The organism is Streptomyces sp. NPDC057617, from assembly GCF_042800555.1.
GTDB lineage: Bacteria > Actinomycetota > Actinomycetes > Streptomycetales > Streptomycetaceae > Streptomyces.
Genome location: NZ_JBHVGV010000005.1, coordinates 531,357 through 553,009, shown reverse-complemented (window position 1 = coordinate 553,009; position 21,653 = coordinate 531,357). Strand labels below are relative to the sequence as shown.

Sequence of the window (21,653 nt, the reverse complement as noted above, 5' to 3'; positions counted from 1 at the left end):
ATGCGCGCGCCACCCTACCGGGACCGGTGGCGCGGGGCTGCAAGTAGGATCGCGGTCGCGCGGAGGGAGACCGTCGCCACGGGGGCGCCGGTACGGAACTGCCCGTCCGTCTTGAGGGATTGATGCGCCGGTGAGCCAGATAGTCGTCAAACGCCCACCGCGGTCCCTTCCGCCGGAAGTGCCCGCGGCCGCACTGGCCTTGGAGCCGCCGCCCGAACTGCCGCGCGGGCAGCGGGAAGGCATGCTGATGCAGGTCCTGCCGGTGCTCGGCATGGGCTCGTCGGTGGTGTTCTTCTTCTCGCCGCAGGCCCCTCCGTTCATGCGGATCATGGGCGTGCTGATGCTGTTCTCGACGCTCGCGATGGTGATCGCGCAGATCGTCAGATTCCGCCGGGGTACGCAGGGGCAAATAGCCGATGTCCGGCGCGACTACCTCAAGTACCTGGCGCAGACGCGTCGTACGGTGCGCAGGACGGCGCGTGCGCAGCGCGACGCGCAGCTCTTTCTGCATCCCGCTCCCGAACAGCTCTGGTCGGTGGTGGCCGAGGGTTCGCGGGTGTGGGAACGGCGGGTCGGGGACGGGGACTTCGGGCAGCTCAGGATCGGTCTGGGCGCGCAGCAGCTCGCGACTCCGCTGATCGCGCCGGACACGGCGCCGGTGGATGAGCTGGAGCCGCTGTGCGCCGGTACGATGCAGCAGTTCCTCGCGGTGCACGGCTCGCTGGACGGGCTGCCGATGGCCGTGTCGATGCGCGCCTTCTACCATGTGACGGTTTCCGGTGAGCCGGAGTCGGTGCACTCCGCGGCGCGCGCTCTGGTGGCCCAGCTTGTGACGCTGCACTCGCCGGAGGATGTGATGGTCGCGGTGGTGGCCGCGCCGGGGGCGGTCGCGCGCTGGGACTGGACGAAGTGGCTGCCGCACACGCAGGTGCCGGGACAGATCGACGGCGCCGGTACGAAGCGGCTGTTCGGCGATGATCTCGGGGAGCTGGAGCAGCTTCTCCGCGGCAGGCTGGACGGGCGGCCCCGGTTCAGCAGGGACAGTCAGCCGGTGCTGGACCAGCCGCATGTGGTGGTCGTGCTGGACGGCGGGATGGTGCCGCCGGACTCGCTGTTCGCGGCGGCCGAGGGGCTCCAGGGCGTGACGATCGTGGAGGTCGTCCCGGGTGAGCTGGACGAGCCGCGCGGCGGTCTGTCCGTGGTGGTACGGCCGGGGCGGCTGCGGCTGGAGTCCGGCGCGGGCCTGGCGTACGAGGGCGTGCCGGACGGGATCTCGCTGCCGGCCGCCGAGGCGCTCGCGCGGCAGCTCGCCCCGCTGCGCACGGGCGGCGGCGACGAGGACGAACCGCTGCTCGCCAACCTGGACTTCACGGATCTGCTCAATCTCGGCGACGCGGGGGCGGTCGATGTGACCCGCACCTGGCGGCCCCGTTCGACGGCCGAGCGGCTGCGGGTGCCGATCGGGGTCGGCGAGGACGGCCAGCCGGTGATGCTGGACCTCAAGGAGGCCGCGCAGGAGGGCATGGGGCCGCACGGGCTCTGTGTCGGCGCGACCGGTTCCGGCAAGTCGGAGCTGCTGCGCACGCTGGTGCTGGGGCTCGCTGTCACGCACTCCTCGGAGACGCTGAACTTCGTCCTCGCGGACTTCAAGGGCGGCGCGACCTTCGCGGGCATGTCGCAGATGCCGCATGTGGCGGCGGTCATCACCAACCTCGCGGACGATCTGACCCTGGTCGACCGGATGGGTGACGCGATCCGCGGTGAACTCCAGCGCCGTCAGGAGCTGCTGCGTTCGGCGGGCAACTACGCCAATATCCACGACTACGAGAAGGCGCGGGCGGCGGGCGCGGCGCTGGAGCCGCTGGCCTCGCTGGTGCTGGTGATCGACGAGTTCTCCGAACTGCTCACCGCCAAGCCCGACTTCATCGACATGTTCATCCAGATCGGCCGGATCGGCCGCTCCCTGGGCGTGCATCTTCTGCTCGCCTCGCAGCGGCTGGAGGAGGGCAAGCTGCGCGGGCTCGACACGTACCTCTCGTACCGGATCGGTCTGCGTACGTTCTCGGCGGCGGAGTCGCGTACGGCGCTGGGGGTGCCGGACGCGTACCACCTGCCGTCGGTGCCCGGTTCCGGTTATCTCAAGTTCGGTACGGACGAGATGACCCGCTTCAAGGCGGCGTACGTGTCCGGTACATACCGCACCGGCGGCCCGGATCTCTCGGTGGGGCACCTCCATGTGGAGCGGCGGCCCGCGCTGTTCACGGCGGCGCCGGTGCCGGTGGTGTACGCGGCGCCCGACCCGGCGGCCGTTCTGGCGCCGTCGAACGCGGACGACGACGCGCTGGCGGACACGGTGCTCGATGTGATCGTGCGGCGGCTGGACGGGCAGGGGGTGCCGGCGCACCAGGTGTGGCTGCCGCCGCTGGACGAGCCGCCCACGCTCGACCAACTGCTGCCGGGGATCGCGGCGACCCCGGAGCGCGGGCTGCACGCGGCCGAGTACAGCCGTCCGGGCGGTCTCGCCGTACCGCTCGGCCTGATCGACAAGCCCTTCGAGCAGCGCCGCGAGGTGCTCTACCGGGACTTCTCCGGCGCGGCCGGCCATATGCTGGTGATCGGCGGCCCGCAGTCCGGCAAGTCGACCCTGATGCGGACGCTGATCTCGTCGTTCGCCCTCACCCACACCCCGCACGAAGTGCAGTTCTACGCACTGGACTTCGGCGGTGGCGGTCTCTCCTCGCTCGCCGATCTGCCGCATGTCGGCGGTGTCGCCTCCCGGCTGGACCCCGAGCGGGTGCGGCGCGCGGTAGCTGAGGTGCTGGGGGTACTGAACCGGCGTGAGGAGTTCTTCCGTTCGAGCGGTATCGACTCCATCGCGACCTACCGGCGCCGGCGCGCCGCGGGTGAACTGCCCGGCGAGGCCTGGGGAGATGTGTTCCTGGTCATCGACGGCTGGGGCGGTTTCAAGAACGACTACGACATGCTGGAGCCGGTGATCTCCGACATCGCGGCGCGCGGTCTCGGCTACGGCGTCCATGTGGTGGTGACGGCCGCGCGCTACATGGAGGTGCGGGCGGCGCTCAAGGACCAGATGCTGGGCCGGCTTGAGCTGCGGCTCGGCGATGTCATGGACTCGGAGTTCGACCGCAAGGTCGCGGCGAACGTCCCGACGGGGGTGCCGGGCCGGGGCCAGGTGCCGGAGAAGCTGCACTTCATGAGCGCGCTGCCACGGATCGACGGGGTGAGCGGAGCGGCTGATCTCTCGGACGGGCAGCGGGAGTTCGTCGCCGCGGTCAAGGAGAGCTGGCCGGGGCCCGCGGCTCCGACCGTACGGCTGCTGCCGCGCAAGCTGCCGGCCGAACAGCTTCCCGGGGGCGGCGAGTTCCCGCAGCACGGCATCGCGATCGGTATCGACGAGACCAATCTGGAGCCGGTGTTCGTAGACTTCGAGACCGACCCGTTCTTCATGGTCTTCGGCGAGAGCGAGTCGGGGAAGACCGCGCTGCTGCGGCTCATCGCCAAGCAGATCTCCGAGCGTTACGCCCCTGAGCAGGCGCGGATCGTGGTCGGCGACTACCGGCGCTCGATGCTGGAGGCCGTACCGTCCTCGCATCTGCTGGAGTACGCGCCGATGGCGTCCGCCATGCAGATGCATATGAACGCCATCGGTACGGTCATGGAGAAGCGGGCGCCGAAGCCGGACATCACTCCGCAGCAGCTCCGGGACCGGAGCTGGTGGAACGGGCCGCAGCTCTTTGTGATCATCGACGACTACGAGCTGGTCGCGACCAACTCCGGCAATCCGCTGGCCGTTCTGGTGGAGCATCTGCCGTTCGCGCGCGACGTCGGTATCCGCTTCATCGTGGCGCGCAGCGCGGCCGGTGCCTCACGGGCGATGTACGAGCCGTTCATGCAGCGGATGAAGGAGCTGGGCGCGCAGGGGCTGATCCTCTCCGGTGACCCGGGCGAGGGCGACATCCTCGGCAATGTGCGGGCCCGGCGGATGCCTCCGGGCCGTGGCACCTTCGTGTCCCGCAAGCGCGGCGCGCCACTCGTACAGGTGGGGTGGCTGCCGGACCGGTAGATCGGCACGCCGTGTGACGGTCCGGCCACTACGCTGGGGCCGTAGCTCGTTCGTAACACCCGGGAGGGATCGCAGGATGGCTGACGCGACGGACAAGGAACGTCAGAAGGAAGAGCTGTACGCGCTCGACATCGCCGGTGTGGAGTGGCTGGGCGCGCCCGGGACGAGTCCGGACGAGGAGCGGGTGGAGATCGCCTATCTGCCGGAGGGGGCGGTCGCGATGCGGTCGTCGCTGGATCCGGAGACGGTGCTGCGGTATACGAAGGCGGAGTGGGACGCGTTCGTCCTGGGCGCGCGGGACGGGGAGTTCGACCTCCAGTAGGCGCGTACGGGGAACGGCGAGGGGGGTGTCCGCGCGGCGGACACCCCCCTCATGTATGCGCGTGTGCGCGACGGCCGTACGACCCCGAGGTCAGCCCATCTGCATCCGGAAGCGCGCCGCGTTGCCGCGGTCGGTGTCCTGGTAGCCGACGACCGACTCGTCGAGGAGGCGGGCGATACGGCCCAGGTCCTGGTTCATCCCGGACATGTCGCGGGCGAGGCGGTCCTGGCTCTCGCGGTAGGCGATCTTCGCCTCACCGTCCCAGTTCTCGGCGACGGCCCTGACCCTGGCCATCAGGTCTTCCAGTTCCTGGTTGAGCTGGGTGGCGGTCAGCCGGACGTCGGCGGCCGCCTGGGTCACGGTGTCGTAATTGACGGCAGTGGTCATGTGAAGCTCCTCAAGACGGAATTCGGCGGAGGTTGTCTGACGGTGGCTCAGGCCATCCCGAGAATGGAGCTCTGGCCCTGCGTGGTGTCGTCCATCCGCCGGAAGGAGGCGATGCGCTCCTCTTCCTGCTGGGTGAATCCGTCGGCGCTCATCCGCATGATCTCTTCGAGCTTGACCAGCTCGACGCGCATGTTCCGCAGGCGCTGGTTCAGATCGTTCTGAACGCGGTCGTACTCCTTGCTGGCCGCACCCTGCCAGCCCGCCTGGATACGGTCCACCACGCCGTTGAGGGAGGTGATACGGCTCTGCAGCTCGTCGTGGAATCCCTGGATCTTGTTGGCGAGATCAATTTGATCTCCGCTGGTTACATTCAGATCCTTCGACATCTGGCCCCTTCTTCCTGTCTTCCTTCGATGCGCCCCGAAGACGGGCGCGATGGACGGGAAGCATCTCGATGCCGCCCCCGTGTGGGATCCGCAACTGCCCGCAAGACCCCGCCAATTACTCTAGCTACTCGGTACGACAGTTCCAACTGCAAAGTCAGTCATGGGCACTTGAGTCGCGCAGAGCCCTGCGGGCCGCCTTGGCGCGGCTGTCACGGACGACCGTGGCCGTACCGGCGACCACCGCGACCAGCACCGCCGCTATCCCGAGGGTGTAGGTCGCATAGCGTTCCGTGCGCTCCTCGGGGGTCTCCGACATCGCCAGAAACGCGGGCTCGGGCGCGGGGGGCTTGGGCGGGCCCGGGTCGGGGCTCGGGGACTCGGGCGCGCGGTCGACCTCGGCGAGGGCGCGGACCGGGTCGACCACTCCCCAGCCGACGAAGGGGTCATGGCCGTTGATGCTGCGCTCGGCGGTCTGCTCGATCTGCGCGATGATCTGGGACGCGGTCCAGTCGGGGTGCTTGGCGCGGAGCAGGGCGGCGACCCCGGCGACATAGGGGGCCGAGAAGCTGGTGCCGTTGTCGACGCACTGGCCGTAGCCGGGGACGGTCGAGACCATGTCCACGCCCGGGGCCGCCACACCCACGAACTCGCCGGACTGGGAGAACGGGGCGCGTTCGTTGTTGCGGTCGGAGGACGCGACGGCGAGCACCCCCTCGAAGGCGGCGGGATAGGTGTTCTTCTGCTTCCCGTCGAGGCCGTCGTTGCCCGCGGAGGCGACGACGACGATCTCCCGGTCGACGGCGCGCGCGATGGCTTCGCCGAGGTCGGACGCCGGGGTCAGGGGTTTGGTGGTGTCCTGGGAGATGTTGATGATGTCGGCGTCTTCAGCGATGGCGTGGTCGATCGCTTCGGCCATGGTGCTGTCGTTGCCGCTGTTCTGCTCGTCGTTCTGGCGGATCGGGATGATCGTGGCCTCGGGGGCGAGTCCCACGAAGCCCGTGCCCGGATGGCGGCGCGCGGCGATGATCCCGGCGACCTTGGTGCCATGGCCGACGCGGTCGTCCGTACCGTCGGGCGGCGAGCCCTTCTCCATCTTCTTGGCCAGGAACTCCCGGCCCGCGGAGGTGTCGACGGCTTCCTTGAGCTGGGGATTGGCGTTGTCGACGCCGGTGTCGATGACGGCCACCCGTACGCCCTTGCCCCGGGTGTCCTCCCACAGCTCGTCGAGCATCACCCGCTGGAGGGCCCAGGGCGTGCCCGCGATCTGCTGCTTCATGGGGAAGGTGCACTCGCCGCTGCCGTCGAGCCGGGGGGCGGCGGGGCCGGTGGCCGCGGGTGGTTCGGCGGCGTACGCGGCGGGGGGCAGCGTGGCGAGGCCGGTGAGGGCCATCGCGGCGGTCAGCAGGGCGGCCTTCCTGCGCGCGTACGGGACCGGCCGGTACAGGGCCGGTCGGTACGAGGTCGGTCGGTACGGAGTCGGTCGCATCGGTCGTGCTCCCCTCACGAACCCTGCGGCTGGCGGGCGCTGTTGGTGTCGAGCCGGGGGCCCTTGGAGAGGAACTCCGACCAGGCGATGGGGACGAGGCTCGGGGTGACCTTCCCGTAGCCGAGCCTGATCTGTGCCTGGCTGGGCTCCGGCCTGCCGTCCTGCTGCTCCTCCTGGCCGCCGGTGCCGATGTCGGAGCGGCCCGCGTCGCTGTCGCCGTTCGACTGGACCGCGTACCGCAGTCCGGTGTCGGTCACCAGGAAGAGCGAGCCGTCGGGGCTGGTCTGCCGGCCCTGCACCTGGGTGTAGAGGAGGCCGCTGCCGGGGGTGACATAGGTGCTGGTGCCGCCGGCGGTGATGTCGGCGGGGTACGAGGGGCCCGCCCAGGTGGACAGTGCCGTATCGCCCTTGTCGTCGACCTTGCGCAGCACGCTGCACACCGTGTCGCGGGCGCCTTCGCCGTCCACGGAGTTGACCTGGGCGGCCTTCTGCTCGGGCCAGTGGTCGGCCTGTCCCTCGAAGGTCCCCGCCTCGGGAACGAAGTCCTGGAGGCCGACGGAGCGCGGCTCGCCGTCCATGTTCAGCGACGCGGTCTGCGGAGAGCTGATGAGCAGCATGGCGGTGAACTCGGAGATCGGCTCGGCCCTGCCGGACAGTACGACGTAGTGGCTCGTGCCGCCGCCCGTCCGGGTCGTCAGGATCATGCCGACCCTGTTCTCCTCCGGGGAGAGCTGCCCCTCGACGTTCGCCGGCGTGCCGACCTCTCCCGGGATCTCCGGGAAGGTGATCGGGCTGCCGGTGTGCAGCGTGGCCAGCCAGTCGTCGGTCACCTGCTGCGGTTCACCGGTGCCGACCAGAGCGTTCGTCAGATGCCCCTGGTCGGCGTCCGTCTCGGCGATCAGATATTTGGTCCCCGCCGCGTCCACCAGGTAGCGCGCCCGGTCTTTCTGCCCCTGGACGTACAGCACTTGACCGCCGTTCAGCTTTCGGCTGCCCTCGGTCCTGGAGAAGTCCCGGTTGGCCAGGATGAACGCGGCCTTCTGGACGCCGGCGCCGTCACCGCCGCCCGGCTGCTCGCAGACCGCCCACCGCTTGGGCTTCGCGGCCTCGGTGTCGGAGGGCAGCCGGTCGGGGGCGTACGGGATGCCGATCACGGGGCCGCGCGGGGGCTTGCCCGCGTCCAGGATCTTGTCGGGGACCTGTATGACCTTGCCCTGCTGGGGGTTGAGCAGCAGCCGCGCCGAGGCGAGATTGAGGACCGGGTGGAGCAGGGTCTCGTTGTTCTTGCCCTCGCCGGGGGTCTTCAGCACCACATAGCGGGTGGTGGAGTCCTTGCCCACGATCACATTGGTGTACGGCTCGGCCCAGTTCTTGGGCGCGGACGGTTTGAACATGCCCCAGGCGCCGAACCCGGCGAGCACGAGCGCGCCGACGATCAGACTCGGGACGACGGCGCGCAGCGGTCTGGGGGCTCCCTCCTCCGAACCGGTGGGCGAAGGTTGGAGAAATGCGGCCACCGTGCGCCTCTTCGCGAAGGTGTACGCGTTCAGCTCGTCCCGCCGTGATGCCATGAGTCCCCATCGGTGAAAAAAGGCGCGGCCTTCCCCAGGGGTGGAGCGAGTCGGCGTGTCCCCCGGGCCCTGCCTGACTGTCGGACCGTCCCCCTACTATGCCTTGTAGGCCGGAGGTGTGCGGGGCCCGGGTAGGGTGATCCGGCCGTCAACGCCCTGGCCGGCCAGGGTGATCGGGACGAACTGGGGGGTTTCTCCATCATGGTTTCCGCGACGCGGACGCGGCCCGCCCCGGCGGCGCCGTCGTCGGCTGCCTCCGGGGCTCCGGCGGCTCCCGGGCTGAAGGCGCGCCCCGGGCATTTCGGCCCGTTCCGAATGCAACAACTCGTCCTGATCGAAATCGCCGCCGCCCTGCTGCTGGTGGCCTCGGTGATCGATGCGCTGCTGCTGGTCCCGGCCGGGGTGGTGGCCGCGCTGCTGGTGCTGCTGGCCGTCGTCCGCAGGCACCGGCGCTCGCTGCCCGAGTGGCTGTCGACGCTGGCGGCGCTGCGGGCGCGCACGCGCAGGGCCGCGTCGATGGTGCTCCCCGCCGGTACGGAACCGGGTCTGGCGCCGGCCGTCGAATGCGACCCGGCGCTGCGTACGTACTCGTACAGCGACCGGGACCGCCGCCCGGTCGGCATGATCGGCGACGGTACGTTCCTGACGGCGGTCCTCCAGATCGAGTCGGAGGCCACCGCGCTGCGGCCCGACCGCTCGTCCCGGCCGCTGCCCGTCTCGCTGGTGCGGGATGTGCTCGATGTCGACGGGATCCGGCTGGAGTCGGCGCAGATCGTCCAGCACACCCAGCCCGCGCCCGCGCCGCATCTGCCGGAGCAGTCGGTGGCGGCGCGCAACTACGCGCCGCTCCAGGCGCAGACGGGCTCCCCCGCCGTCCGGATCACCTGGATCGCTCTCAAGCTCGACCCGGAGCTGTGCCCCGAGGCGGTGACCGCGCGCGGCGGCGGTCTCATAGGCGCCCAGAAGTGTGTGGTACGGGCCGCCGACCAGCTCGCGAGCCGGCTGACCGGCGCCGGGTTCCGCGCGACCGTGCTGACCGAGCAGGAGCTGACCACGGCCATCGCCATCTCGTCCTGCGCCAATCCGCTGGCCATCGCCCAGGCGGGCCGTACGGACACACCGGGTCTGCGGACGAAGGAGACGTCGCGCACCTGGCGCTGCGACGACCGCAGGCACACGACCTACTGGGTGGGCCGCTGGCCGCAGTTGGGCAGCGGCGGGGCGCCGATGCCGCAGCTTGTCGCGCTGCTGACCTCGATCCCGGCCCTGGCCACCACCTTCAGCCTCACCCTGGGGCGCAGTGAGCGGCAGGGGGTGACGGTCAGCGGGCACATACGGATCACCGGGCGCAGCGACGACGAGCTGGTGACCGCCCGGCACGAACTGGAGCGCGCGGCCCGCGGGGTGAAGACCGGGCTGGTGCGTCTGGACCGCGAGCAGCTGCCCGCGATGCTCGCCACTCTTCCGCTCGGGGGTACCCGCTGATGTCCGTGCCCGCACACACCGCTCCGCCGTCCCCGGCTGCCGCCCGGGGCGGCGCCAGGCCGCGGATCGGCTTCGGGCTGATAGGTCCGCGGCGTGAGCGCCATGCCCTGTCCGTGGACCAACTGGAGGCGCTGGCGCTGCCGGTCGGCGACGACGGCATGGTGATCGGGGTCGACCCGGCGAACAGGCCGGCCGTGCTCGGTATCAACCGGCCCACGCCGTACGACGTCACGCTGATCGGCGGGCTGTGGACGGCGCAGGTGCTGGTGCTGCGCGCGGCGGCGACCGGTGCGCGGATCGCCGTCGAGACGGGCCGGGCACCGGCCTGGACGGCGCTCGCGCAGGCGGCGGGCGGCGGCCAGCCGTGCGTCACGCTCCACGATGTGGGCCGGGTGCCGCCGCAGGGTGCCTCGGCGGGCAGTCCGGTGGTGGTCGTACGGGACTGCGGGATGCGCCCGCCGCGCGGCCGGGTGGCGTCCGCGCCCTGGCAGTCGGTGATGACCCTGCTGCCGTATCTCAGTCCGGTCGCGCCGAGGCTGATGGAGAAGTCGGGGCTCGTCGGTGTCCAGCGGGTGTCGCCGGACGAGGCCGCGCAGATCGGCCGGATCATGAATCTGCCGCGTGCCGAGACGGAGGCGCTCTCCACACTGGCCGACGGGGTGACTCTCTGGTGCACGGCGCGGGACCGGCAGTTCGTGATGACGCAGCCGACGGATGCCGAGACCGGATTGTTGGGGAGCGCGCGCCGGATGGACTGAGACGCTCCGAACGGCCTCTGTGCGCCCGGCCGATGGGGATTGCGCCGGAATCTCGTAGGGAGATATACGGATTTGACCGCTCCCCGGCCTCACGCTCCGCCCCTGGCTGTTCACTTGGGGGCGGGGCATGACGTACGCGGCGGGCACCGGCGGGCGGTCCCGGCCTGACGTACCCCCGCCGTTGGCGATTAGGGTGGGAGCGGGCGCGGGATGTAGGGAACCTGCGAGCGGGTTGGCCCCCTGAGGAAGAGCCGGGCGGACCGGACGCACAGATACGGACGCCCCGCCCATCACGGCACAAGGGTGCGACCACACCAGGAGGCAAAGTGAACGGCGATCGGGACGAGATCCGCGGAGGCTGGAACCGGCCTCCTGTGGACGATCAGTCCGACGCGGATCCCGAGATGACGGGTGAGTTCACCATCGACTACACCCCTCCCGCCTGGTACACGCAGAACGCGCCGGGGGACTCTTCCGGGGGTGGCGCGTCGGGTGCTTCCGCGTTCACGAACTCTCCGCCGCCGCCGGACGGTGCGCCGGTCGCGGTGCCGGGGCTGCCCGCGGGGGCGGGCTTCGAGCCGAACTGGGCGCCCGCGCCGCCGCCCGCCCCGGCACCCGCGCCCACCACCGCGCCGGTGCCCGTACAGCCGTCCCCCGTGCCGCCCGTGGCCCCGGAGCCGTTCGGCGGGGGCGATGTGGAGAGCGGGGCGACCATGCGGTTCTCCCCCGCGGCGCTCAAGCGGGAGATAGAGGAGCGGGAGGCGGCGCAGAACGGCGAGCCGCCGCAGCCCACCAACAGCGCTGACAGCGCTGACAGCGCTGTCGGCGCGCAGCCGAAGAGCGCCGAGGCGGAGGGCGCGAGCGCTCCCGCGACGGCGGCGGCCCCTGAAGGATCCGAGCCCGCCGCGGACGCGGACGGCACGGATCCGGATGCGCGTACGACGGATACGCGGGAGGACGACGGCGATACGGCACCGGAGGCCGCGAGCGCCCCGGATCGGACGGACGGTACGGCCGGCCCTGAGAGCGCCGACAACGCTGACGGCGCTCATGACGCCACCGACACCGCCGACGACGCTGACGACGCTGACGACACCGCTGACGCCCAGGACGCCGGGGATGTCCCGGACGCGGTCCCGGCGGCGGATGAGGACGAGCGGGAGACCCCCGAGGCCGACGCCTCCGAAGCCGACAGCGCCGGGGCGGACACCGCCGGCACTGACGGCACCGCTGATGCCGCCGACGCCGGGCCCGCCGACTCGGTGCCCGCGCACGCCGTCCGGGATGCCGCGCCGCACGACGCCGTACCGGCCGACGAGCCCCAGGACGCGCCCCCGGCCTCCGGATCGGCACAGCCCTGGACCCTTCAGCCGCCCGCGGCCCCGGCCTCCGGGCTGCCGCCGCTGCCGCCCGCCTTCCAGCCGGCCGCTCCGGCGCCCGCGCCGCAGTGGCCCGTACCGGCGTCGGCCGCGGACCAGTCGGCGCCGCCCCAGCTCCCGGTCCCGCAGCAACAGCAGCCGGACGCATGGACCCCGCAGCCTCCCCAGCCGCAGCCCCAGGCGCAGGCTCAACAGCAGCCGCAGAGTGGCTATGGCTTCCCCCAGCAGGGGCTGACCGGGCCCGGGGCCGTGGCGCCGACGCCTCAGTCCGCGCTGCCGCCCGCGGCGGGCCCCGACTCCCCTGTCCCGCCCGCCGGTTACGGCTTCCCGCACCAGCAGGGGCAGCAGCCCGGACCGTACGCACAGCAGCAGCCGCCCGCTCAGGCCGGGGGGTACGGTTTCCCGCCGCAGCAGCAGGGCGGTTACGGCTTCCCGCAGCCGCACCAGGACCAGTCCGGGCAGCCGGGAGCCCAGCCACAGCAGCCGCAGCAGGGCCGGCAGCCCCATCTCCCGGTGCCCGCCACGCCCAACCTTCCGGCGCAGCAGGCCCCTCAGCCGCCGTACCCGCAACAGCAGCAGTACCCCCAGGCACCGCAGAACCCCCAGCACCCGCAGCAGCAGCCCGGCGCCCAGGCGCCCGCGGTGGACCCCCGCGCCGGTGCCGCCTGGCCCTCGCCCGTCGCGCACGACCACCGCGAGCGCTCCGTCCCGGGCGCCCCGCTCGGCTATACGGCCGCCGTCGAGCTGTCCTCGGACCGGCTGCTGCGCAACAACAAGCAGAAGCCGAAGAGCAGCCGCAATCCGTCCGGGGGTTCGCGCTTCCGGCTCGGCGGAAAGGCCGCGGAGAACGAGTACCGCCGCAAGCTGGAGCTGATCCGTACGCCGGTGCTCTCCTGCTACCGGATCGCGGTCATCAGCCTCAAGGGCGGTGTCGGCAAGACCACCACGACCACCGCGCTGGGCGCCACACTGGCCACCGAGCGGCAGGACAAGATCCTGGCGATCGACGCCAACCCGGACGCCGGTACGCTCGGCCGCCGCGTCCGGCGCGAGACCGGGGCGACCATCCGCGATCTGGTGCAGGCGATCCCGTATCTGCACAGCTACATGGACATCCGCCGGTTCACCTCGCAGGCGCCCTCCGGGCTGGAGATCATCGCCAACGATGTGGACCCGGCCGTCTCGACCTCGTTCAACGACGAGGACTACCGGCGCGCGATCGAGGTCCTCGGCAAGCAGTACCCGATCATCCTCACCGACTCGGGCACCGGTCTGCTCTACAGCGCGATGCGCGGTGTGCTCGACCTCGCCGACCAGCTCATCATCATCTCGACCCCGTCCGTGGACGGTGCGAGCAGCGCGTCGACGACGCTCGACTGGCTGTCGGCGCACGGGTACGCGGAGCTGGTGCAGCGCTCCCTCACGGTCATCTCCGGGGTCCGTGAGACCGGCAAGATGATCAAGGTCGACGACATCGTGCAGCACTTCGAGACCCGCTGCCGCGGGGTGATCGTGGTGCCGTTCGACGAGCATCTCGCGGCCGGTGCCGAGGTGGACCTCGACATGATGCGCCCCAAGACGCGCGAGGCGTACTTCCAGCTCTCGGCGATGGTCGCGGAGGATTTCGTACGGGCACAGCAGGCACAGGGGCTGTGGACGGGGGACGGCAGCAATCCGCCGCCGCAGCTCGCGCCGCCGATGCCGGGCCCCGGACAGCCGGCGCACGGTCAGCCGCCGTACGCCCAGCCTCTGTACGGCCAGCCCGCGCAGGGCCAGCCGGTCCACGGACAGCCGCAGCAGCCGCGCCACGGCGGGCCGTACCCGCCCCAGCCGTACCCGCAGCAGTACCCCCAGCCGGGACAGCCAGGGCAGCCGGGACAGCAGCACCAGCCCGGGCAGCCCGGCCACCCGCAGCAGCAGCCCCCGCAGTACGGGTATCCCCAGCAGCAGCCGGGACCGTACCCCCAGCCAGGGGTTCAGCAGGGCTGGCAGCAGTCGCCGCCCTCGCAGGCCCAGTCCCCCGCGAGCCCGGCAGGACTCCCGCCCGGGCAGCAGGCCGAGCAGGCCCAGCCCGGACCGTACGGTCAGCAGCCCCAGCCGCCCCAGGACGGGACCGACCTCCAGGGTCCCGTTCCGCCCGGCGGATGGCCCGGGCAGCAGCCTCCGCAACCACCGCCAGCGCCTCAGCAGTAGGGCATCAGAGGTTGAGACCAATGAGGGTCCGCACCGTGGTCACGGTGCGGACCCTCGGCGCATTCCCGCAGCCCACACGGGGTACGGGCGCCCGTTGACGCGCCCTGACGCACGCTGATAAACCTCCCTTCACCGATTGGCGAACCAGAGTCAACGCGAGCCGTCCCGAGTCAACCCGGCTTCTCCGCACGAGTGATGACACGAGGTCACCGTCCCATGGTCCATAGCGTTCCGCCGCGGACACCGCGGCAGCAGCCCGTCCGCCGACGCCTCCGTCTCCGACTGCTCCTGGCCTCCGGTGCCGCCTCCGCCGCGCTCGTCGCCGGAACCGTGGTCCCCGTACAGCCGCTGCTCCCGGCGCCCCAGCAGGCGCGGGCGGCGGACGACGGCAAGCAGGTCCTCACCGTCGCGGTCAGCCAGAGTGTCGACTCGCTCAGCCCGTTCCTGGCACAGCGCCTGGTCAGCACCAGCCTCCACCGGCTGACCTACGAGTACCTGACCAACTACGACCCCAAGGACGCGCACGCGGTCCCCGGCTTCGCCACCGCGTGGAAGCCCTCCGCGGACAAGCTGACGTGGACCTTCACCATCCGGGACAACTCGAAGTGGTCCGACGGCGTGCAGGCGACCGCCGAGGACGCCGCCTGGACCTTCAACAAGATGATGACGGACGAGAACGCGGCCACCGCCAACGGCAGTTTCACGGCCAACTTCAAGAAGGTCACCGCGCCCGACCCGGAGACCCTGGTCATCGAGCTGAAGAAGCCGCAGGCGACCATGACCGCCCTCGATGTGCCGATCGTGCCCAAACACATCTGGGAGAAGGTCGGCGACTTCTCGTCGTTCAACAACGACAAGCAGTTCCCGATCGTCGGCAACGGCCCGTTCATCGTGACGGACTACAAGGTCGACCAGTACGTCAGGCTCAAGCCGAACAAGGACTTCTGGCGCGGCGCCCCCAAGTTCGACGAGCTGGTCCTCAAGTACTACAAGGACGGCGACGCGGCCGTCGCCGCGCTCCAGAAGGGCGAGGTCTCCTTCACCTCCGGTCTCACCCCGGCCCAGGCCGCCGCGCTGAAGTCGGCGGACAACATCAAGGTCAATGACGCGCCCGGCCGCCGGTTCTACGCGCTCGCCACCAACCCCGGCGCCCGCTCGAAGGACGGCACGAAGTTCGGCAACGGCCATCCGGCGCTGCTCGATCCAGCCGTACGGAAGGCCCTCTTCCAGGCCGTCGACCGCAAGACCATCGTCGACAGGGTCTTCCAGGGCCATGCCGTCGAGGGCCAGGGCTATATCCCGCCGCGCTTCGGCTCGTACTTCTGGCAGCCCTCGGAGAGCCAGCGGATCGCGTACGACCCGGCCGCGGCGGCCCGTACGCTCGACGCGGCCGGCTACAAGAAGACCGGTGGCGGCAAGCGCGTCGGCAAGGACGACAAGCCGCTGGACTTCCGTATCCTCTGCCATGCCACCGACCCGAACGACAAGGCCATCGGCAAGTACCTCCAGGAGTGGTGGGGCCGGCTCGGTATCGGGCTGAAGGTCGAGTGCCTCGACAATGTCTCGGACCCCTGGCTCGCGGGCGACTACGATCTGGCCTTCGACGGCTGGTCGGTCAATCCCGATCCGGACTATGTCCTCTCCATCCATACGTGCGACGCGCTCCCCGCCACCCCCAAGGACAGCGGCGCCACCGACAACTTCATCTGCGACAAGGAGTACGACGGCCTCTACGCCCAGCAGGCCGTGGAGTACGACGCGGCGAAGCGCGCGGAGCTGGTCAAGCAGATGGAGTCGCGGCTGTACGACACCGGGTACATGAACGTCATGGCGTATCCGAACGCGGTCGAGGCGTACCGTACCGACCAGATCAAGTCGATCACGACGATGCCGGAGGCCGCCGGCAATCTCTGGGGCCAGGACGGCTACTGGAGCTGGTGGTCCGCGGTCCCGGCCGGTGACGGCGACGGGTCCGGCGGTTCCTCGTCCTCGACCGGTGTGGTGATCGGGATCGGGGCCGCCGTGGTGGTCGCCGCCGCGCTCGGGCTCTTCGTCGCGATGCGGCGCCGTTCCACCGCGGAAGACCGTGAATAACGCATGAGCACCGCAAGCACCCCCGGAGTGGTGCGGGACGCGGCCGGCGGCCCGGTGAAGACCGGGCCGTCCGGCTCCGCGGACCGCGCAGGCTCCGGTCCCGGTACGAGGACCGCGTATCCGCTGTATGTGGCGGGCAAATTGGGCGGCGCGGTCGTCTCGCTGCTCGCCGTCCTGGTCACCGGCTTCTTCCTGTTCCGGATCATCCCGGGCGACCCGGTCAGCACCATGACCCGTGGCGCACCGACCTCCGCCGCCCAACTGGCCGCGCTGCGCAAGCAGTTCGGGCTGGATCTGCCGTTGTGGCAGCAGTTCACCGACTACTGCGCCAAGGCGCTCACCGGTGATCTGGGCACCTCGTACCAGTTCCACGCTCCGGTCGGCGAGCTGATCATGACGAAGCTGCCCGCGACCCTGCTGCTCACCGGGGTCGCCGTGGTGATCTACTCGGCGCTGGGCCTGTGGCTCGGCACCCGCTCGGCCTGGCGCAACGGCGGTCTCGGCGACCGGCTGAACACCGGTGTGGCGCTGACGCTCTGGTCGGTGCCGTCCTTCTGGCTCGGTCTGCTGCTGATCATCGTCTTCTCGGTGGGCATCGGTCCCATCCCGGGCCTGTTCCCCACGGGCGGTATGGAGTCGGGCGACACGGCGGGATTCGCACGGATCCTCGATGTGGCGCACCATCTCGTGCTGCCGGTGCTCACGCTGGTCGCGGTGGGGTACGCGCAGACGCTGCTGGTGATGCGCTCCTCGCTGCTGGACGAGATGGGCAGCGACTATCTGACGACGGCGCGGGCGAAGGGGCTGCGGGACGCGTCGGTACGGCGGCGGCACGCGGTACCCAACGCCCTGCTGCCGACCGTCACCATGGTGTTCATCAATCTGGGCCATGTGGCGGGCGGTTCGATCCTGGTGGAGACGGTGTTCTCCTGGCCGGGGCTCGGCGGGCTGTTCTACCAGGGGCTGAGCGTGCCCGATCTGCCGCTCGTACAGGGGCTGTTCCTGGTCTTCGCCGGCGCGATGATCGTGATGAATCTGCTCGCCGACCTGCTCTATCCGCTGCTCGATCCCCGGGTGGGCCGATGACCTCCGCGAACCCTTCAACTCCGCCTCCGTCGCCGTTGCCGGACGGGCCGGTCCCGTTGCCCAGGTCCGCGGTGCCTTCGGCGGCTTCGATCGCCCGGGCCCGCCGGCGCGCGTCGCTGATCCGCTTCTGGCAGCAGTACCGCACGCACCGCGCCGGGCTCTTCGGACTCGCCGGGCTCGCGCTCGTCGCGCTGACGGCGCTGGCCGCGCCCCTGCTCGTGGGCGGCGATGTGCAGAGCGTGACCCAGGCGCCGGGCAAGGCGCTTGAGGCGCCGAGCGGCCAATTCCTGCTCGGTACCGACCAGTTCGGGCGTCCGCTGCTGGGGCTGCTGATCTGGGGCGCCAGGATCTCGCTGACCGTAGGGCTGCTGGCGGCCGCGCTGTCCGTGGCCATCGGTACGCTCGTCGGAGTCATGGCCGGGCACTTCGGCGGCTGGCCGGCCACGGTGACCATGCGGATCACCGACTGGTTCCTGGTGATGCCCACGCTGGTGCTGGCGATCGTGCTGGCCACGGTCATGTCCCGGTCGGTCTGGACGGTGATCGTGGCGATCGGTGTCACAAGCTGGCCGACGACGGCACGGCTGGTGCGGGCGCAGACGATCGCGGTCGAGTCACGGCCGTACATCGAGCGTGCCCGGGCGCTGGGCGGCGGCCATGGCCACATCATGACGCGCCATGTGCTGCCCAATGTGATGCCGCTGGTGCTGGCGCAGACCACGCTCGGTATCTCCAGCGCGATCCTGACGGAGGCGACCCTCGCCTTCCTCGGCCTCGGCGATCCGACCATCGTCTCCTGGGGCGGGATGCTCCAGGACGCGCGGGAGGCGGGCGCGGTCTCGTCCGGGCACTGGTGGTATCTGGCGCCGCCCGGGCTCGCGATCGCGTTTGTCGCGCTGGCGTTCACGCTCTGCGGCCGGGCGGTCGAGACCGTACTGAACCCGAAGCTGGGGGTGGCCTCGTGACAAGAGCGAGTGGCGCGGCCGAAACGGCCGGCGCACGTGGCGCGTCGGGTCTGCTGGAGATCAGGGACCTGAGGGTGACGTACGGCTCGGGGGCCTCGGCCGTGCCCGCCGTACGGGGTGTGAACCTGGCCATCGGTCCTGGGCAGAAGCTCGGGATCGCCGGTGAGTCGGGGTGCGGCAAGTCCACCCTGGCGCTGGCCCTGCTCCGGCTGCTGCCGTCCTCGGCGACGCTGTCCGGCGAGATCCTGCTCGACGGCGAGGACGTCCTCACCATGAAGTGGGGCCGGCTGCGGGCCGTACGGTGGGCGGGGGCGTCGATCGTCTTCCAGGGCGCGATGCACTCGCTGAACGCGGTGCACCGGATCGGCGACCAGATCGCCGAGCCGGTCCTGCTGCACCAGGGCGCCACTCCTGCGGCCGGCCGCGCCCGCGCCGCCGAGCTGCTGGAACAGGTCGGTCTGCCGGCCGCCCGCGCGGACGCCTATCCGCATGAACTCTCCGGCGGCCAGCGCCAGCGCGTGATGATCGCGATGGCGCTGGCCTGCGATCCGCGGCTGATCGTCGCGGACGAGCCGACGACCGCGCTGGATGTGATGATCCAGGCGCAGATCCTGCGGCTGATCGAGCGGCTGGTCGCGGAGCAGGACATCGGGCTGCTGATGATCAGCCACGATCTGGCGGTGCTCGCGGACACCTGTGACCGGCTGGCCGTGATGTACGCGGGCCGGATCGTCGAGGAGGGCCCGGCGCGGGCGGTCTATGACGCGGCGGAGCATCCGTACGGCCGGGCGCTCTCCGCGGCGTTCCCGCGGATCGGGGACCCCGCGTCGCGGCGTGCGCCGCGCGGACTGCCTGGCGATCCGCCGGACCCCGCGGCGCTGCCGTCCGGCTGTACGTTCCATCCGCGCTGCCCGGTCGCGCTGGACGTCTGCGGGCGGGAGGACCAGCCGCTGCGGGAGGCGGGGCCCGGCCGGAGTGCGGCGTGTGTACGGGTGGGCACGGCGGTGCCCGCCGGGGAGCAGCCGCGCCAAGTCCCCTCCCCGTAAAGCGCCCTGAGTCCCCCAAGCCCCACAAGTCCCGCACACCTCGAAAAGCCCGGCCACCTTCCAGGAGCCACCCTTGACGACGACCACGCCTCCCGCAGCCCCCGTCCCCCTGCTGTCGGCCGCCGAGCTGAAGGTCACCTTCCCCGGGCGGCGCGGAGCGGCGACGGCCCGTGCCGTCGACGGTGTCGATCTCGACATCGGTGCCGGGGAGATCGTCGCGCTGGTCGGCGAGTCCGGCTGCGGCAAGACCACTCTGGCGCGGGCGCTGCTCGGGCTCGTACCGCCCGCACAGGGCCGGGTCACCTTCGCCGGGCAGCCCCTGGGGTACGGTGCCCGCGCTCTCAAGGCGTACCGCAAGCGCGTTCAGCTCGTCCTCCAGGATCCCAGCGGCTCCCTCAATCCGCGCCATACGGTGTACGAGGCGGTCGCCGAGGGGCTCCGTATCCACGGCCACCCGGGCGATGAGCGCGCGGCCGTCGGCGAGGCGCTGTCCCGGGCCGGGCTGCGCCCTCCCGAGCGGTTCTTCACGCGCTATCCGCACGAGTTGTCCGGAGGCCAGCGGCAGCGCGTCGTCATCGCGGGCGCGCTCGTCCTGGAGCCCGAACTCATCGTCGCCGACGAGCCGGTGGCTTCGCTGGACGCGTCCGTACGGGGCGAGATCCTGGCGCTGCTGCTGTCCCTGCGCGACGAACTCGGCCTGTCGGCACTGGTGGTGACCCACGATCTGGGTCTGGCCTGGAACATCGCGGACCGGGTGGCGGTGATGTATCTCGGGCGGATCGTGGAGACAGGCCCGGTCGAGGAGGTGCTGACGGCGCCCCAGCACCCGTACACCCGGGCGCTGTTGTCCGTACTGCCCGAGTCCGAACGGGAACCGGTCGTCCTGATGGGCGAGCCGCCGGACCCGTCCAGGATCCCGGACGGCTGCCGGTTCCATGCCCGCTGTCAGGTACTGGCGTCGGGCGAGGCGGCACGGGCGGGGGTCGACGAGCGGTGCCGTACGGACTCGCCGCCGGTGCTGACGGGCGGCGCGACCACCCAGGTGGCCTGCCACTGGGCGACAGCGAAGTGAAACGGCAGAGCAGCCCCCCTACTTCGCGCCGCTACTTCGCGTCGTACTCCTCCGTCAGCGCCCGTGAGCGCTTGACGTCGTCGGCGATCGCCTCCAGCAGCGCCTCGATCGACTCGAACTTCCGCTGCCCGCGGACGTACGAGAGGAAGTCGACCGTCACATGGAGGCCGTACAGATCGAGCCCGATCCGGTCGATGGCATATGCCTCGACCGTCCGCTCCGTCCCCTCGAACTGCGGGTTCGTACCGACCGAGATCGCTGCGGGCATGCGCTCGCCGTCCGCCGTGAGCCAGCCCGCGTACACCCCGTCGGCCGGAATCGCGGTGTGCGGCAAGGTCTCCACATTGGCCGTCGGATAGCCCAGCTCCCGCCCGCGCTGCGCGCCGCGCACCACCACGCCCTCGACGCGGTGCGGCCTGCCGAGGATCTCGGCGGCGCCCGCGACATCGCCCTCGGCGACCAGCCGGCGGGTGAGGGTGGATGAGAAGGGCTCGCCGCCGCCCGCCTCGCCGGTCACCCGCAGATCGATGACCTCGACCTCGTAGTCGTACGTCGCCCCCAGATCGGCCAGGACGCCGACATTGCCGGCCGCCTTGTGGCCGAAGCGGAAGTTGGGGCCCTCGATCACCGCGCGCGCGTGCAACTTGTCGACCAGGACCTTCACGATGAAGTCGCCGGGCGACAGCTTCGAGAACTCCACGGTGAACGGCAGGATCAGCAGCGCGTCCACGCCCAGCTCCGCCATCAGCTCGGCGCGCCGGTGGTGCGGGGCGAGCAGCGGCGGGTGGCTGCCGGGCCGTACGACCTCGCTGGGGTGCGGGTCGAAGGTCACGACGACCGACGGCACCCCCAGCTCCCGGGCCCGCTCCACCGCGCGTTTGATGATGAGCTGGTGTCCGCGGTGGACCCCGTCGTAGGAGCCGATGGTGACGACGCTGCGCCCCCAGTCCTGGGGGATGTCCTCCAAGCCACGCCAGCGCTGCACTGAGACCGCTCCTCGCCCGAACCCATGTACGTCGTTTCCCGTCACGCAATGCTAAGACTGCCATGCCCAGTACCCGTGGCCCGCATCGGCCACCGGGCTCCCGAAGGGCTTTCCGGCGCGAACGCGCCCCCCGAGTGCACCCTGTCCCCCTCCGAGCGCCTGCCCGAAGGTGTGAATCGCGGGCGCCGGATGGACAGATCCCTTTCGGAGGGGGGCCGTGGGGGGGGGGGGGGGGGGGTGTGCCCCTGGCCGGGGGAGTTTCGCTCGCACTGGCCCCTGGAGGGGGGTCGGGCGTGGGGACGACCGAGCCGCGGGCGGTACGGCGGGCGCGGAGCGGGTACGGGTGGGCCACTG

The 21,653-nt window shown here is 71.2% G+C and carries 15 protein-coding genes; 10 read left to right on the top strand and 5 right to left on the bottom strand.

All coding sequences use genetic code 11. The features are described from left to right. Positions 1–130: 130 nt before the first annotated feature. Together eccCa and ACFU9P_RS16330 are read left to right on the top strand one after the other, a co-directional pair. The gene (eccCa, locus tag ACFU9P_RS16335; protein ID WP_384080981.1) at positions 131–4,084 is read left to right on the top strand and encodes a type VII secretion protein EccCa; all 3,954 of its coding nucleotides are present in this window, start codon (positions 131–133) and stop codon (positions 4,082–4,084) included. Between the two features lie 76 nt (positions 4,085–4,160). Further along, positions 4,161–4,406 (top strand): DUF397 domain-containing protein, encoded by a 246-nt coding sequence (locus tag ACFU9P_RS16330; RefSeq protein ID WP_384080978.1) that lies wholly within the window; start codon positions 4,161–4,163, stop codon positions 4,404–4,406. Between the two features lie 90 nt (positions 4,407–4,496). Here the strand turns inward: ACFU9P_RS16330 and ACFU9P_RS16325 are convergent, their stop codons facing one another. The 4 genes from ACFU9P_RS16325 to eccB form a co-directional block, all read right to left on the bottom strand. Next, positions 4,497–4,793 (bottom strand): WXG100 family type VII secretion target, encoded by a 297-nt coding sequence (locus ACFU9P_RS16325; RefSeq protein ID WP_376385947.1) that lies wholly within the window; start codon positions 4,791–4,793, stop codon positions 4,497–4,499. Between the two features lie 47 nt (positions 4,794–4,840). Beyond that, positions 4,841–5,179, bottom strand: coding sequence for a WXG100 family type VII secretion target (locus ACFU9P_RS16320; protein WP_376385945.1), 339 nt, complete (start codon positions 5,177–5,179; stop codon positions 4,841–4,843). A gap of 154 nt (positions 5,180–5,333) precedes the next feature. Continuing rightward, a complete protein-coding gene (gene mycP / locus ACFU9P_RS16315; RefSeq protein WP_384081041.1) occupies positions 5,334–6,569 on the bottom strand; it encodes a type VII secretion-associated serine protease mycosin in 1,236 nt (411 codons plus the stop codon). A gap of 110 nt (positions 6,570–6,679) precedes the next feature. Further along, entirely contained in the window at positions 6,680–8,236 is a 1,557-nt protein-coding gene (gene eccB / locus ACFU9P_RS16310) for a type VII secretion protein EccB (RefSeq protein WP_384080974.1), read from the bottom strand. A gap of 201 nt (positions 8,237–8,437) precedes the next feature. Here eccB and eccE point away from each other — a divergent pair, with 201 nt between their 5' ends. The 8 genes from eccE to ACFU9P_RS16270 all read left to right on the top strand — a co-directional run bounded on the left by eccE (position 8,438) and on the right by ACFU9P_RS16270 (position 20,314). Further along, positions 8,438–9,721 carry a type VII secretion protein EccE gene (eccE, locus tag ACFU9P_RS16305; RefSeq protein ID WP_376385941.1) on the top strand — a complete coding sequence of 428 codons (1,284 nt, stop codon included), beginning with the start codon at positions 8,438–8,440 and terminating at the stop codon, positions 9,719–9,721. Beyond that, on the top strand, positions 9,721–10,479 hold the full coding sequence (locus ACFU9P_RS16300; RefSeq protein WP_376385939.1) for a hypothetical protein: 759 nt from the start codon (positions 9,721–9,723) through the stop codon (positions 10,477–10,479). The genes eccE and ACFU9P_RS16300 overlap by 1 nt, the downstream gene beginning before the upstream one ends. Positions 10,480–10,805: 326 nt before the next feature. Next, the gene (locus ACFU9P_RS16295; protein ID WP_384080969.1) at positions 10,806–14,051 is read left to right on the top strand and encodes an SCO5717 family growth-regulating ATPase; all 3,246 of its coding nucleotides are present in this window, start codon (positions 10,806–10,808) and stop codon (positions 14,049–14,051) included. Positions 14,052–14,267: 216 nt separating this feature from the next. Then, a complete protein-coding gene (locus ACFU9P_RS16290) occupies positions 14,268–16,145 on the top strand; it encodes an ABC transporter substrate-binding protein (RefSeq protein WP_384080966.1) in 1,878 nt (625 codons plus the stop codon). Between the two features lie 3 nt (positions 16,146–16,148). Then, a complete protein-coding gene (locus tag ACFU9P_RS16285; RefSeq protein ID WP_384080963.1) occupies positions 16,149–17,231 on the top strand; it encodes an ABC transporter permease in 1,083 nt (360 codons plus the stop codon). Further along, positions 17,228–18,196, top strand: a complete 969-nt coding sequence (locus tag ACFU9P_RS16280) for an ABC transporter permease (RefSeq protein WP_384080960.1) — start codon at positions 17,228–17,230, stop codon at positions 18,194–18,196. The genes ACFU9P_RS16285 and ACFU9P_RS16280 overlap by 4 nt, the downstream gene beginning before the upstream one ends. Next, a complete protein-coding gene (locus ACFU9P_RS16275; protein ID WP_384080957.1) occupies positions 18,193–19,242 on the top strand; it encodes an ABC transporter ATP-binding protein in 1,050 nt (349 codons plus the stop codon). The genes ACFU9P_RS16280 and ACFU9P_RS16275 overlap by 4 nt, the downstream gene beginning before the upstream one ends. 73 nt (positions 19,243–19,315) lie before the next feature. After that, on the top strand, positions 19,316–20,314 hold the full coding sequence (locus ACFU9P_RS16270; RefSeq protein WP_384080954.1) for an oligopeptide/dipeptide ABC transporter ATP-binding protein: 999 nt from the start codon (positions 19,316–19,318) through the stop codon (positions 20,312–20,314). 31 nt (positions 20,315–20,345) lie between these two features. On the opposite strand, the gene ACFU9P_RS16265 is transcribed toward ACFU9P_RS16270, so the two are convergent. Then, on the bottom strand, positions 20,346–21,299 hold the full coding sequence (locus ACFU9P_RS16265) for a bifunctional riboflavin kinase/FAD synthetase (RefSeq protein ID WP_384080951.1): 954 nt from the start codon (positions 21,297–21,299) through the stop codon (positions 20,346–20,348). Positions 21,300–21,653: the final 354 nt, after the last annotated feature.